At 63.5% G+C, this 12,723-nt stretch carries 13 protein-coding genes; 6 read left to right on the top strand and 7 right to left on the bottom strand.

Features of this window, described 5'->3' with window-relative positions:
* Window positions 1-4 precede the first annotated feature (4 nt).
* Entirely contained in the window at window positions 5-190 is a 186-nt protein-coding gene (locus NLM27_RS14105; protein WP_254143874.1) for a hypothetical protein, read from the bottom strand.
* Window positions 191-326: 136 nt separating this feature from the next.
* On the opposite strand from NLM27_RS14105, the gene NLM27_RS14100 reads away from it, so the two are divergent.
* Window positions 327-464: a hypothetical protein gene (locus NLM27_RS14100; RefSeq protein WP_254143873.1), complete on the top strand. Its 138-nt coding sequence runs from the start codon at window positions 327-329 to the stop codon at window positions 462-464.
* Window positions 465-484: 20 nt separating this feature from the next.
* On the opposite strand, the gene NLM27_RS14095 is transcribed toward NLM27_RS14100, so the two are convergent.
* Together NLM27_RS14095 and parE are read right to left on the bottom strand one after the other, a co-directional pair.
* Window positions 485-1,270, bottom strand: a complete 786-nt coding sequence (locus tag NLM27_RS14095) for an outer membrane protein (protein ID WP_254143872.1) — start codon at window positions 1,268-1,270, stop codon at window positions 485-487.
* A 446-nt stretch (window positions 1,271-1,716) separates the two neighbouring features.
* Window positions 1,717-3,765 carry a DNA topoisomerase IV subunit B gene (gene parE, locus NLM27_RS14090; RefSeq protein WP_254143871.1) on the bottom strand — a complete coding sequence of 683 codons (2,049 nt, stop codon included), beginning with the start codon at window positions 3,763-3,765 and terminating at the stop codon, window positions 1,717-1,719.
* 276 nt (window positions 3,766-4,041) lie between these two features.
* Between parE and NLM27_RS14085 the strand changes: the two genes are divergently transcribed.
* Window positions 4,042-4,572 (top strand): DedA family protein, encoded by a 531-nt coding sequence (locus NLM27_RS14085; protein ID WP_254143870.1) that lies wholly within the window; start codon window positions 4,042-4,044, stop codon window positions 4,570-4,572.
* A 38-nt stretch (window positions 4,573-4,610) separates the two neighbouring features.
* Here the strand turns inward: NLM27_RS14085 and NLM27_RS14080 are convergent, their stop codons facing one another.
* On the bottom strand, window positions 4,611-5,606 hold the full coding sequence (locus NLM27_RS14080; protein WP_254143869.1) for an MBL fold metallo-hydrolase: 996 nt from the start codon (window positions 5,604-5,606) through the stop codon (window positions 4,611-4,613).
* A 377-nt stretch (window positions 5,607-5,983) separates the two neighbouring features.
* Here NLM27_RS14080 and NLM27_RS14075 point away from each other — a divergent pair, with 377 nt between their 5' ends.
* The 4 genes from NLM27_RS14075 (at window position 5,984) to NLM27_RS14060 (ending at window position 9,392) form a co-directional block, all read left to right on the top strand.
* Window positions 5,984-6,664: an FMN-binding negative transcriptional regulator gene (locus NLM27_RS14075; RefSeq protein ID WP_254143868.1), complete on the top strand. Its 681-nt coding sequence runs from the start codon at window positions 5,984-5,986 to the stop codon at window positions 6,662-6,664.
* Window positions 6,661-7,647 (top strand): N-acetyl-gamma-glutamyl-phosphate reductase, encoded by a 987-nt coding sequence (gene argC, locus NLM27_RS14070; RefSeq protein WP_254143867.1) that lies wholly within the window; start codon window positions 6,661-6,663, stop codon window positions 7,645-7,647. The genes NLM27_RS14075 and argC (NLM27_RS14070) overlap by 4 nt, the downstream gene beginning before the upstream one ends.
* A gap of 96 nt (window positions 7,648-7,743) precedes the next feature.
* A complete protein-coding gene (argC, locus tag NLM27_RS14065; protein WP_254143866.1) occupies window positions 7,744-8,790 on the top strand; it encodes an N-acetyl-gamma-glutamyl-phosphate reductase in 1,047 nt (348 codons plus the stop codon).
* Between the two features lie 8 nt (window positions 8,791-8,798).
* Window positions 8,799-9,392, top strand: coding sequence for a class I SAM-dependent methyltransferase (locus tag NLM27_RS14060; RefSeq protein WP_254143865.1), 594 nt, complete (start codon window positions 8,799-8,801; stop codon window positions 9,390-9,392).
* A 34-nt stretch (window positions 9,393-9,426) separates the two neighbouring features.
* Here NLM27_RS14060 and NLM27_RS14055 read toward each other — a convergent pair whose 3' ends face one another.
* The 3 genes from NLM27_RS14055 to NLM27_RS14045 form a co-directional block, all read right to left on the bottom strand.
* Window positions 9,427-10,293, bottom strand: coding sequence for an ornithine carbamoyltransferase (locus tag NLM27_RS14055; RefSeq protein WP_254143864.1), 867 nt, complete (start codon window positions 10,291-10,293; stop codon window positions 9,427-9,429).
* Between the two features lie 31 nt (window positions 10,294-10,324).
* Entirely contained in the window at window positions 10,325-10,723 is a 399-nt protein-coding gene (locus tag NLM27_RS14050) for an MAPEG family protein (protein WP_254143863.1), read from the bottom strand.
* 136 nt (window positions 10,724-10,859) lie between these two features.
* Complete coding sequence (locus NLM27_RS14045; RefSeq protein ID WP_254143862.1) at window positions 10,860-12,680, bottom strand: alpha/beta hydrolase; 1,821 nt, start codon at window positions 12,678-12,680, stop codon at window positions 10,860-10,862.
* Between the last annotated feature and the right edge of the window lie 43 nt (window positions 12,681-12,723).

The following is a 12,723-nucleotide window of genomic DNA, read 5'->3' as shown; positions in this document are numbered from 1 at the left end:
TCTTCTATTGGTTGCTCTGCCAGATCAGCACCAGCCCGAATCCGGCCATGGCTGCACCATAGCCGGCCCATTGCAGCTGGTTGACCATGAAGCTCGATCGCGGCCAGGCAACCGTGCCCGTGCCCTGTCCGATCCAGAGCAGCCCGACGGCAGTCGCAAACAGGCCTGCGATCAGCAGAAATCTGCGCATGCATTCCTCCCATCGGTCCGCTTCTGTCGCGACGCAGCATGACGATTGCCGCGAGGCGCGAAAACTCGGAGGCAGACTAGCCGTAGCTTCGGTTCGGATACAATGGGCCCCCGGCGCAGGGCCGCAGGGAGGACCTATGTCCACGCGCAAGATCGTCCTGGCTGTCGTGGGCTTTGCCGCCGCAGCCGCGCTGGTTGCGGCCCATGCCATCGTTCGGCGTCACGCGCCAAGGTACGCCGCAACGAAAAAGCCCCGGACGATGCCGGGGCTTTGACGTCTGAAGGTGAGGTCAGATCAGTACTTCGCGACGACCGGACCGGTCCAGTTGAAGCGGTAGACCAGCGAGGTCGAGATCGTCTGGTTCCAGCTGTTGGAGCGGATGCTGTTGACGCCGGTCGGGAGGCCGGTGACATCGTCGATTTCATCGTGGGTCTTTTGGTCGTAGAAGGCCGAACGATACTCGGTCTTCATGAACCAGCCGGGCGAGGTGATGCCGAAGATATTCAGGCTGTTCTCGACGCCGCCGCCGACGAACCAACCATTGCGGTTGTAGCTGTTGATGTGGCCGCCAACGGGAACGCCCGCGAGGTCCGTCAAATTGGTCCGGCCGAAGTGAGCGCCGGAGTAACCGCCGTTGACGTAGGAGAGAACGTTCGGGGCGACCAGCCAGCCGAGGCGAACACCCGCAGCCCAAGAGGTTTCCAGCTTCTGGGAACCGGTGAGGCCGAAGATCGGATCCTGAACAGTGCCGCGGATGCTGCCGAACTGACCGTCGGCGAACACGCCGGCGACCCACGTACCGCTGAACTGCCAGTCGTAACCGGCGCCGACCGTGCCGAACCAGCCCGAGCCACCCTGGCGCTGGGTGATGGTCAGCGGGGTGCCGGAAACCGTATCCACAACGGTCTGATCAGAATTCGAGAGACCGCCACCGCCGCCGCCGAAGACATAGAAGCCGGTCCAGTTTGCCACCGGCGCGGGCGCAGGGGCCTTCACGTAGGGACGGGCGCCAAGGTCGGCCGCCGAAGCCGAACCGGTCATCGCCGCAACCGCGGTCAGAGCGAGCAAAGTCTTTTTCATGTCAAAATCCCCAACCTTGGTCTGTCGTAGAGGGCGCGAGCGCGCTGAAGTCCGTGTGATCTGATGACCGGACTATAGACGTTTCCTGCTGAAATGCTGTTGCCGGGCAGGCACAGTCGCGGGAAAACGCCCACTGGCAAGGATTTGGGTCGTTGCTACTATGATCCAAAATATATTTGTATTATCAATATGTTGCGTCAATATTGCGAGATTGGTTTTTGGTAAGGTCTCGTTAGCGAATTCGGGTTTGTCTGAAATGGAGGTCTTCCTGCCTCAGCCCTGGTTCCGTGAGTCGTTGGCCGAGTCGCCCTATAACGGCGCGCGAATCCCCCGGCGCGGACCACTGGCAGGGTTGTAGGGATGGCGATTCTTCCTCCCAAATGAAAGCGCCCCGGCGGTTAGGCCGGGGCTCTTTCTGGGAAGTGGCCGCGCGCCAGGTTGGCGGATCAGACGTCCAGCAGCTCCTCGCTGGCGAATTCGGCCTTGTCCGAGATGAAAGCAAACCGCGCCTCGGCCTTGGTGCCCATCAGGCGCTCCACCGAATCCGCGGTCGTGTCGCGGTCGTCGGCGAGCAGCACCACCTTGAGAAGCGTTCGCTTGCTCGGATCCATGGTGGTTTCCTTGAGCTGCGCCGGCATCATCTCGCCGAGGCCTTTGAAGCGGTTCACCTCGACCTTGGCGTTGGCGTTGAACTCGCTCTTGAGCAACGCCTCCTTGTGCTTGTCGTCGCGGGCGTAGACCGACTTCGATCCGTGCGTGAGCTTGTAGAGCGGCGGCACCGCCAGGAAGAGGTGGCCTTCATCGATCAGCCGCGGCATCTGCCGGTAGAAGAAGGTGATCAGGAGCGAAGCGATGTGCGCGCCGTCGACGTCGGCGTCGGTCATGATGATGATGCGCTGATAGCGCAGATCCTCTTCGCGGTAATGCAGAAGCTGGCCGCAGCCGATCGCCTGCACGAGATCGGAGAGCTGGGCGTTCGCCGTCAGCTTGTCCTTGCCGGCGGAAGCGACGTTGAGGATCTTGCCGCGCAGCGGCAGCACGGCCTGGGTCTTGCGATCGCGCGCCTGCTTGGCGCTGCCGCCGGCCGAGTCACCCTCGACGATGAAGAGCTCGGAGCCTTCGGTGCCGGCGTCGGTGCAGTCGGCGAGCTTGCCGGGCAGGCGCAGCTTCTTGCCGGCGGTTTTCCGCGCGGTCTCTTTTTCCTGGCGGCGGCGCAGCCGCTCCTCGGCGCGGTCGACCACGAAGTCGAGCAGCCTGTTGGCCTGGTTCGGATTGCCCGAGAGCCAATGGTCGAATGGATCCTTCATCGCCTGCTCGACGATGCGCTGTGCTTCGGCGGTGGCGAGACGATCCTTGGTCTGGCCCTGGAATTCGGGCTCGCGCACGAACACCGAGAGCATCACGGCGGCACCGACCATCACGTCTTCGGAGGTGACGGACGCTGCGCGCTTGCCCTGGCCGACGCGCTCGGCGTGATCCTTCAGGCCGCGCAAGAGCGCGCTGCGCAGGCCGGATTCGTGCGTACCGCCGTCAGGCGTTGGCACGGTGTTGGTGTAGGACGACAGAAAACCGTCGGCATCCGCGGTCCAGGCCACCGCCCATTCACAGGCGCCATGCGCGCCGTTACGGCCGGACTTGCCAGAGAAGATATCGGGATGCACCAGCGTGTCGGCATGGATCGCCGCAGCGAGATAATCCTTGAGACCGCCGGGGAAGTGGAACGTCGCCTCCGCCGGCACGTCCTCGACGCCCTTGAGCAGCTCGGGCGCGCAATTCCAGCGGATCTCGACGCCGCCGAACAGATACGCCTTCGAGCGCGTCATCTTGAACAGGCGCTGCGGCTTGAACGCGGCCTTGGCGCCGAAGATGTCGGTGTCGGGCTTGAAGCGCACGCGCGTGCCGCGGCGGTTGTTGATCTTGCCGAGATCCTCGAGCTTGCCCTTGGGATGGCCGCGCTCGAAAATCATGCGGTAAAGCTTCTGGCTGCGCGCGACCTCGACCTCGAGACGCGAGGAGAGGGCGTTCACCACGGAGATGCCGACGCCGTGCAGACCGCCCGAGGTCTCGTAGACCTTGGAGTCGAACTTGCCGCCCGAATGCAGCGTGCACATGATGACTTCGAGCGCCGACTTCTTCGGAAATTTCGGATGCGGATCGATCGGGATGCCGCGGCCGTTGTCGGTGACGGTCAGAAAACCGTCCGCGCTCAGCTCAACGCCGATGAAGGTCGCGTGCCCGGCCAGCGCCTCGTCCATGGAGTTGTCGATGACCTCGGCGAAGAGATGATGCAGGGCCTTCTCGTCGGTGCCGCCGATATACATGCCAGGCCGGCGTCGCACCGGTTCCAGGCCCTCGAGCACCTCGATGTCAGCCGCCGTGTAGTCTGCTTCCGCGCCGCTTGCGCGTGAGGGGGTCTTGGCGGCCGGCGCGCGAGACTTCGGCTCGTCGGCACCGAACAGGTCGTCTTTCGCTTTGGTTTTCAACTGCTTGGACATATATCTTGATACATTTTGAGGGCCGCATCAGCGGCGAATCGGTTAGGCCGACTATGCCACTTCTGACTTGGAAAGGTTACCGCGGGGGCGGGCCGGGCCGTGTGGTTGGGAGCCAATCCCGGCGATTTTACGCCGTAGGCACGTCAGTTCCCGGCAATTTGACGTCCCAGCACACCCGGGCCCGGGCTTTGTGACTTGATGTCACACAAGCCCTTGGCTTACCAGTCCTTTTCATCGAGCAGCACCTTGAGATAGGGCGAGAAGGCTAAATCTGGAATGGAGCAGTTTGCGCACGCCCTGGCCGACTTCGTGCGCGCTCACCAGGCTTGGGCGGCCCCGATCGTGTTCGTGCTCGCCTTCGGCGAGTCGCTTGCCTTCATCTCGCTGCTGATCCCGGCCTGGGGCGCGCTGGTGGGGATCGGTGCGTTGATCGGGGTGAGCGGCATCAGCTTCTATCCAGTCTGGATCGCCGGCGGCCTCGGCGCGGCACTCGGCGACTGGGTCTCCTACTGGTTCGGCTTCCGCTACAAGGAGAGGGTCGCCCAGATATGGCCGCTCTCGCGCTATCCGGAACTCCTGCCGAGGGGCGAGGCCTTCGTGCGGAAGTGGGGCGTGCCGAGCATCTTCATCGGCCGCTTCTTCGGCCCCTTGCGCGCTTCGGTACCGCTCGCGGCCGGCATCTTCGAGATGCCCTATTGGAGCTTCCAGATCGCCAATTTCGTCTCGGCGCTGGTCTGGTCGGCGGCACTGCTGCTGTTCGGCGACGTGATCGCGAAGCTGATGGAATGGACCTGGCGTCTGATCTGACCGGGCAGCAGGGCCGCCCGGCCAGGGCCTGAGGCAGCCTACAGCGAGGCGTTCCAGATCGCAGGAACCCAGCGATAGCCGGAGCCGTCCTTCTCGACCCGGACGAGACCGGGGAAGGCGGCATGGAAGGCCTGGATCGGCATCTTCTCGGCGATCGCCATGTCGTAGAGCTTTCGCCGTGTCTGCTGCGCCAGCGGCTTGTCGACATCGGAGGCGATGTTCCACTCAGGGTGCTTCACGAACAGGAACGCCGCGCCCGCGGTGATGTCGACCTGCACCAGCACCTTCTCGGAGCCCGAGGCGACGATGAAGGAGTTGTGCCCCGGCGTGTGGCCCGGGCTTGCCACCGAGGTGATGCCGGGCGCGACTTCCTTGCCGGACTCGTATTGCGTGACCTTGCGGCCGAGCGCATCGAACACGCGGCGGATGTTCTTGAAGTTGTTTTCGAGGATGGGATTGCCGGTCCCCTTGCTCATCTCACCGTCGTCCATCCAGAACTTCCATTCCACCGCCGGCACCATGATCTCGGCGTTGGGGAAGGCCGGCTTGTTCTCGGCCGCGAGCAGGCCGTTGATGTGGTCGCCGTGGAAGTGCGAGATGATGACGGTGTCGACCGCCGCGCGGTCGATGCTGGCGGCTGCGAGGTTGTTGTGGAATTGGCCCACCTTGCCCTTGGTCTGCGTGAACTGGTCGGGCCCGAGACCGGTGTCGATGACGACGAGCTTCGGCCCGGTGTTGACGACCACGGGATTGAAGGTGTGGGTGACCTTGTCGGCCGGCAGGTGATGCTCGGCAAAGACCTTGTTGACGTCGTCCTTGCTGGCGCCGGCCGCGTAATTGTCGGTCAGGTTGACCGTAATGACGCCGTCGCAGACCACCGTGATCTGGTGGCTGCCGACATTGTAGCGGTAGAAGCTCGCATTCTGGGACGCAGCCGGGGGCGCGGCAGCGCTCGCGGGCGAGGTCTTCACGAAGGGCAGGAGCGCCGAGGCGGCGGCGCCGGCTAGCGTTGCACGACGAGTAATCTCGGTCATGGCGATGTCCTGGGCTGGGTTGCGAACGAAAGGCACACGGACCGGCGGGGTTGTGTCGCGTCGGTCATTCTCGGGAACCCCTATGCTTAACGGAAATTCCGCTGCACCCCGATGACATCAGTGCGGGTGCGGCAACCTGCCCGCGAACGCCACGGATTTGACTTGACCCTGGAACCCGCCGGCCTTATAGGCCCGCGCCATGATCAACGCCGCGACCATCCTGTTCGCCCGTCGCCGCCGCCGCACTCTTGCGGTTTGGGCGGTCGATCGCGTTTGAGATCATCGTCTTTGCCGCTGGATCCGATCCGCGGCATTCTTTCTCCTGTCAGCGCGATCTGATCCGGCGGCTTCCCAAGGAGGCCCAGCAGGAGACCACGATGTATACGCCACCCTTTTTCAAGCAGGACCGCGCCGCGAGCCTGAAATTCGCCGAGGCGCGCGGCTTCGGCACCATGTGCGCCTTCGACGGCCACAAGCCGGTCGCATCGCCGCTGCCGTTCTATCTGACCTACGCGGCGGACGGCACGCCGCAGGCCGCCTTTCATGTCGCCCGTCACAATCCGCTGCTAAAGCTTGCGGGCGGCGCTGCGTCCTGGCTGCTCGCGGTCAACGGTCCCGATGCCTATGTGTCGCCGGACTGGTACGTCTCGCCGGATCAGGTGCCGACCTGGCTCTACCAGTCGGTGCATCTCGGCGGTCCGGTGCGGCTGTTGTCGGACGACGAGCTGGCCGTGCAGATCGACACGCTCAGCGACAAGTTCGAGAACTGGCTGCTGCCGAAGAAACCGTGGACATCGGCGAAGATGACGGCGGGCCGGCTCGAGGCGATGAAGAAGGCGATCGTGGGTCTGGTCATGACGGTTGAGGAGGTCGAAGGCAGCTTCAAGCTGAACCAGCACAAGTCGGATGCCGACTACGCAGCGATCGCGAGCGCGCTTGGCGACGGCGATGCCGACGCCAGGCAGATCTCGCAATTGATGCGGCAGACCCGGCCGCAAGCCTTCACTGAACAAGTTTTCGCAGACGACACCAACATGCTCGAAAGGAGCGCGCCATGAGCCTCGCTGAGACCACGAAAGCCCCGACCACCGGCGCGGCGAAGAAGCCGGCCACCGTCTTCGTCGACGGCGGCTCCGGCACCACCGGGCTCGGCATCAACGAGCGGCTGAAGCTGCAGGGCGACGTCGCGGTGAAGACCATCGCCGACGACAAACGCAAGGACCCCGCGGCCAAGAAGGCGCTGATGGAGGAGGTGGATCTCGTCATCCTCTGCCTGCCCGACGATGCCGCGAAGGAAACCGTCGCGCTGGTCGACAGCATGGGCGCTTCGGGACCGAAGGTGCTGGACGCCTCCACCGCCTACCGGGTCGCGCCCGACTGGGCCTATGGCTTTCCCGAGCTGACGGCGGACCAGGCCGGCAAGATCAAGGCCGCGAAAAAGGTCTCGAATCCCGGCTGCTATCCGACCGGTGCGATCGCGCTGCTGCGGCCGATTGTCGATGCCGGCCTGTTGCCGCCTGACTATCCCGTCACCGTCAACGCAGTGAGCGGCTATTCCGGCGGCGGCAAGTCGATGATCGCGAGCTTCGAAGACGGCAGCGCGCCGTCCTTCGAGCTCTACGGCCTTGGCTTCGAGCACAAGCATCTGCCGGAGATGCAGCTCTATTCGAACCTGACCCGGCGGCCGATCTTCATTCCCTCGGTCGGTAACTACCGGCAGGGCATGCTGGTGTCGGTGCCGCTCCAGCTCGACGCGCTGCCGGGCAAGCCCAGCGGTGCTGATCTTCAGGCTGCCCTCGCAACGCGCTATGCCGGCTCGAAATACGTCTCGGTGATGCCGCTCCAGAACGAGGCGACCAAGGGCGGGCGGCTGGAGCCGGAGGCACTCAACGAGACCAACATGCTCGAGCTCTACGTCTTCGCCAGCGACAAATATCACCAGGCGGTGCTGGTCGCCCGGCTCGACAATCTCGGCAAGGGCGCCTCGGGCGCAGCCGTACAGAACATGCGGCTGATGCTGGGCCTTGCCGACAATAGCTGATCGAACGTTGCTCGCGAGGCCAACCCGGTGGACGGAGCGACGCTGCGACTTTCTACCCCGGCAAGACGACCAAATGACGCCTGAAAGGTACGCGTGATGAGCTCGAAGAAGATCGGCATTCTCGGCGCCTCCGGTTACACCGGGGCCGATGCGGTGCGCCTGTTGGCCCGGCATCCGAATGCCGAGATCATCGCGCTCACCGCCAACACCCACGCCGGCAAGTCGATGGGCGACGTGTTTCCGCATTTCTTCATGCTGGACCTGCCGAAACTCGTGGAATGGGAAAAGGTCGACTGGAGCAAGCTCGATGCGGTGTTCTGCGGACTGCCGCACGGCACCACGCAGGAAATCATCGCCGCGGTCCTCAAGGCAAATCCCAAAATCAAGGTCCTCGACATGTCCGCCGATTTCAGGCTGCGGGACAAGAACACCTATGCGCAATGGTATGGACATGAGCACCGGGCGCTCGAGCTGCAGGGCGAAGCGGTCTATGGTCTCACCGAATTCTATCGCGAGAAGATCACGTCGGCGCGGCTGGTCGCCTGTCCCGGCTGCTATCCCACGGCGGCGCTGCTCGCGCTGGTGCCGCTTGCGAAAGCCAAACTGATCGACGTCGACGACATCGTCATCGACGCGAAATCGGGCGTCACCGGCGCAGGCCGCGGGCTGAAACAGAGCACGTTGTTCAGCGAGGCGGGCGAGGGACTATCGCCCTATTCGGTCGGCACCCACCGGCACGCGCCCGAGATCGAGCAGGAGATCGGCGTCGCCGTCGGTTCTGCAGTGACGATCAACTTCACGCCGCATCTTATTCCGATGGCGCGCGGCGAGCTCTGCACCTCCTACGTCAAGCTCAACGGCGCGACGCCGGACGATCTGCGAACCGTGCTGGAGCAGGCTTATGCCAACGAGCCCTTCGTGCATGTCGCCAGGAAGGGCGTGCTGCCGCAGACCCAGAATGTCCGCGGCTCCAACTACGTGCAGATCGGCGTCGTCGCCGACCGCATCAAGAACCGCGCGATCGTGATTTCCACGCTAGATAATCTGGTGAAGGGTTCGGCCGGGCAGGCGATCCAAAACATGAACCTGATGTTCGGTTTCCCCGAGACTACGGGCCTGGAGCAGATCGCGCTGTTTCCGTAGGTGGGATCGTGGACGAGGGAACTCTGCAATTTTATCGTAGCAACGCCCAGTCCTATGCAGACTGGGCGAAGGCACCGTCGACGCGGCTCAAGGGCTTTCTCGCTCTGTTGCCACCCGGCGGCGCTATCCTCGAACTTGGCTGCGGCGCCGGCAATCATGCAGCGGTGATGCTGGCGGAAGGTTTTTCGCTGCGCGCCACTGACGGCTCGCCGGAAATGGCCGCGATCGCGTCACAGCGGCTCGGCCATCCCGTCGAGGCGATGCGGTTCGATGAACTCGATGTGCAAGAGGCCTATGACGGTGTTTGGGCCAGCGCGTGTCTGCTCCATGTCCCGCGCGAAGAGCTGGCCGGAATCCTCAGGCGGATTCATCGCGCGCTCAAGCCGTCGGGCGTGTTCTACGCCAGCTACAAGATGGGCGAGGGCGACGGTCGGGACAGTCTCGGGCGCTACTACAACTATCCGCCACGCCAATGGCTGGACGCGATCTACGCCAGCGCGGGTCCGTGGATCACGCTGTCAGCGGACAACAACCAAATCCAGAGTTTCGACCAGACGCCAGCGAGCATGCTGAATCTCGTCATGCGCAAGCCGGCGGGCTGAGCGTCCGGGCCCGCACGCCAATCGATGGCGCCAATCATGCCGCGATCCATTCCAGCAGCGCGTTCTGCGCGTGGAGCAGGTAGGCCTTCGCCGCCGGGCTCTGGCAGGCGCGATGCGACATAGCATCAGCGGTGACCTCCTGGCCCCTGGTCACGGGCGGGCAGGGCAGAAAAATCGTGTCGCTGCGGCATTTGTCGAGCAACGACGCCGATATCCGGTGGGGTCCAAGTTGATCCTCATGTGCGCCGTCAGGCCAGCAGTCCGTGATGATCACGTCCGCATCGTACAAAGCATCTAGATCGGTGCTTGCCGAGAACCTCGGACTTGCAATGTCTCGGACATGCCGGTCCGCCGGATAGATCTGGGTCACGTTGATCGGCAGGGCGATGGAGGCTTCGACCCAGGAACGCAGGATGTTTGCATCGGGCGCCACGCCCGCGACCTTGAGGTCGTCGAGATGCCCTCTCTTGCTTCTGATATAAGCGAGATCGCCGAGCGTTTCGCAGGGGTGATTTGACCGCGTCCTTGCGTTGACGACCGGCGCGTGGGCGTTCGATGCGAGCGCTCGCAGGGTCGACAGCTCCCTGGTGCGCACGATCAGGACGTCGAACCAATTGTCGAGATATTTGGCGAGATCGGCCGTCGCCTCGCCCGCGTTGAATCTGACCGGCGCGCTTACACAGATGCCACCCATCGCCTGGATGCCGAGATCGAAGGCCGTCGTATTCCTCCATCCACTGTCATCGGTGATCAGTGCCGCGCGCTTGCCGGCGAGACGCTGAGGCATGGCGCGGTTGCTCCATGCCGCCGCGAGCACCTGCGCGCGGTCGATGATGGACAGGATCGCTTCCGCGCCGAGGTCATGGAATTCAAGAAAATCCCGCGCGGTTTCCTTCTCCATCGCTACCGCCACCACGCGTCCGGCACGGGCTTTAGAGCACCCTGAAGATCGCCAGCGCCAGCACGGCCTGGGCGAGGAAGCCGACGGTGAAGGCGAGGGTGCGGAACACCGGGATGCCGATCGCGTAGACGATCAGATGCGCGACGCGGGACCAGAAATAGACGGCGCAGGCGAGCACGGTCCATTTGCTGGAATAGTCGATCGCGTTCAGGATCAGCACAAGCGGGGCGAAGATCACGAGATTCTCGACCGCGTTGTCGTGCGCGAACATGAGGCGGTTGGCCCATTCGGCTTGCGGCTTGTCGCTGCGCGAGGGATTGGCCATGGCGCCGCCGAGGCCGCGAACCTGACAGCGGTTGATGATGTAGGGGACCCAGAGGATGCCGGTCAGGATCACCGTCAGTGTCAGCCAGAACAATTCGCGCGTCATAGTCCGGTCCCCTCTGTCGTCGCTGTGGTGAGAGCGAGTCTATACGAAAGCGCGCAAGAATGCGCCATGCGCAAGAAAGCTTTTGCTTGCGCATGACCTTTTCGGAAAAACGCTTCGCACTTTTCCGGATCATGCGCTATGCGCGGACCCTGACATAGCTGCCGGGCGCGTCTTCGATCGGGGGCAGGGCGTCGCTGCCGACCGCGCGCGCTGGGACCTCCTCCGGATCGAGTTCACCCAGCCATTGGCGCCAGTCCGGCCACCACGAGCCCTTGTGCTCCACGGCGCCCTTCATCCACTGCGCGACGTTGACGTCCTTGATGTTGTCGTTGGTCCAGTACTGATATTTGTTCGAGGCCGGCGGATTGACCACGCCGGCGATGTGGCCCGAGCCGGACAGAACGTATTTCACCGGGCCGCCGAAGAACTGCGAGCCGTACAGCACCGATTCCGCCGGCGCGATATGGTCCTCGCGGGTGGCGAGATTGTAGACGGGCACTTTGACCTTGGAGAGGTCGAGCAGCGTGTTGTCGAGCACCATCGAGCCGGTCGATAGCCGGTTCTCCAGATAACAGTTGCGCAAGTAATAGGAATGGTTCGACGCGGTCATGCGCGTCGCATCGGAATTCCAGTGCAACAGGTCGAACGCGCTCGGCTGCTGGCCCTTCAAATAGTTGCTGACGACATAGGACCAGATCAAATCGTTGGAGCGCAGCATGTTGAAGGCCATCGCCATCTTGGAGCCTTCGAGCACGCCGGCCGTCTTCATGTCGTGCTCGAGGGCTGCGATCTGCTCCTCGTCGACGAACACGAGGAGATCGCCGCCATGGGTGAAGTCGACCTGGGCCGCGAAGAACGTCGCCGACGACACGCGCTGGCGACGCTTCTCGGCGAGCCAGGCCAGCGTCGTCGCGAGCATGGTGCCGCCGACGCAATAGCCGGCGGTGTGCACCTTCATCTCGCCGGTGACCTTCTCGATCACGTCCATCGCCGTAAGCGGGCCTTCCTTCATGTAGTCTTCCCAGCTCTTGTTGCCGAGCCGCTTGTCGGGATTGACCCATGAGATCACGAACACGGTGATGCCCTGGTCGACGCACCACTTGATGTAGGATTTCTCCGGCTTGAGATCGAGGATGTAGAACTTGTTGATCCAGGGCGGCACGATCAGGAGCGGGGTGCGCAGCACCGTCTCCGTGGTCGGCGAATACTGGATCAGCTGCATCATCTCGTTCTGGTAGATCACCTTGCCCGGCGTCGTCGCCATGTTGACGCCGACGACGAGATTGTCCGGATTGGACTGGCGGATCTTCAGCATGCCCTTGCCGGCCGCGATGTCCTCGGCCAGCATCTTCAGGCCGCGCGCGAGGTTCTCGCCGCTGGACGCCACCGTCTCTCGCAGCACCTCCGGATTGGTCAGCACGAAGTTCGATGGCGAGAGCGCGTTGGTCACCTGCTGGACGTAGAACTCGGCCTTGCGGCGCGTATGCGGATCGAGCCCTTCGGCGTCGCGCACCAGCTCCTGCGCCCATCTGGTCGTGAGCAGATAGAGCTGCATCACGAAATCGAAGAACTGGTTCGACTTCCATTCCGGATCGGCAAAGCGCTTGTCGCGCGGTGAGGGCCCGATCGCGGGCTCGGCGTCCTGTCCGGCCATGCGGCGCACCGCCGAGCCCCAGAGATCGAGATAATCCTTGGCGAGCTTGGTCTGGAGATCGGAGGAGCGAGACGTGTCCGACAGCCAGTATTCGGCGACCGACGTGAAGGTCTTGACGACCTCGGCAAGCTCGGGCGGCGGGCGATCCTGCACCTCGCCGCTCTCGCGCGGCTTGAGGTAGGCGGCGAGCGCCTTGCCACCGCTCTCCATCGCCCGCGCAACATTCATCGCGAAGGCTTCGGCATCGAACTTCGTCTCGAACTTGTTGCCGGATTTGGGCGTGTCGGTTGTGACTGTACTCATGCGTAGAACAGTAACGATTCATTCCGTATTCGTCACCGCGAAG

This window comes from Bradyrhizobium sp. CCGB12, from assembly GCF_024199845.1.
Classification (GTDB): domain Bacteria; phylum Pseudomonadota; class Alphaproteobacteria; order Rhizobiales; family Xanthobacteraceae; genus Bradyrhizobium.
Note: the sequence above shows the minus strand (reverse complement) of the source record. Positions and strands in the feature narration are given on the sequence as shown.

What these genes read in the sequence shown, in the direction of transcription:
- argC (WP_254143866.1), top strand. Translation starts at nt 7,744, where the DNA reads ATGAGCTCGAAGAAGATCGGCATTCTCGGCGCCTCCGGTTACACCGGG.
- NLM27_RS14105 (WP_254143874.1), bottom strand. Translation starts at nt 190, where the DNA reads ATGCGCAGATTTCTGCTGATCGCAGGCCTGTTTGCGACTGCCGTCGGG.
- NLM27_RS14080 (WP_254143869.1), bottom strand. Translation starts at nt 5,606, where the DNA reads ATGACCGAGATTACTCGTCGTGCAACGCTAGCCGGCGCCGCCGCCTCG.
- NLM27_RS14055 (WP_254143864.1), bottom strand. Translation starts at nt 10,293, where the DNA reads ATGGAGAAGGAAACCGCGCGGGATTTTCTTGAATTCCATGACCTCGGC.
- argC (WP_254143867.1), top strand. Translation starts at nt 6,661, where the DNA reads ATGAGCCTCGCTGAGACCACGAAAGCCCCGACCACCGGCGCGGCGAAG.
- NLM27_RS14095 (WP_254143872.1), bottom strand. Translation starts at nt 1,270, where the DNA reads ATGAAAAAGACTTTGCTCGCTCTGACCGCGGTTGCGGCGATGACCGGT.
- NLM27_RS14045 (WP_254143862.1), bottom strand. Translation starts at nt 12,680, where the DNA reads ATGAGTACAGTCACAACCGACACGCCCAAATCCGGCAACAAGTTCGAG.
- parE (WP_254143871.1), bottom strand. Translation starts at nt 3,765, where the DNA reads ATGTCCAAGCAGTTGAAAACCAAAGCGAAAGACGACCTGTTCGGTGCC.
- NLM27_RS14085 (WP_254143870.1), top strand. Translation starts at nt 4,042, where the DNA reads ATGGAGCAGTTTGCGCACGCCCTGGCCGACTTCGTGCGCGCTCACCAG.
- NLM27_RS14075 (WP_254143868.1), top strand. Translation starts at nt 5,984, where the DNA reads ATGTATACGCCACCCTTTTTCAAGCAGGACCGCGCCGCGAGCCTGAAA.
- NLM27_RS14050 (WP_254143863.1), bottom strand. Translation starts at nt 10,723, where the DNA reads ATGACGCGCGAATTGTTCTGGCTGACACTGACGGTGATCCTGACCGGC.
- NLM27_RS14100 (WP_254143873.1), top strand. Translation starts at nt 327, where the DNA reads ATGTCCACGCGCAAGATCGTCCTGGCTGTCGTGGGCTTTGCCGCCGCA.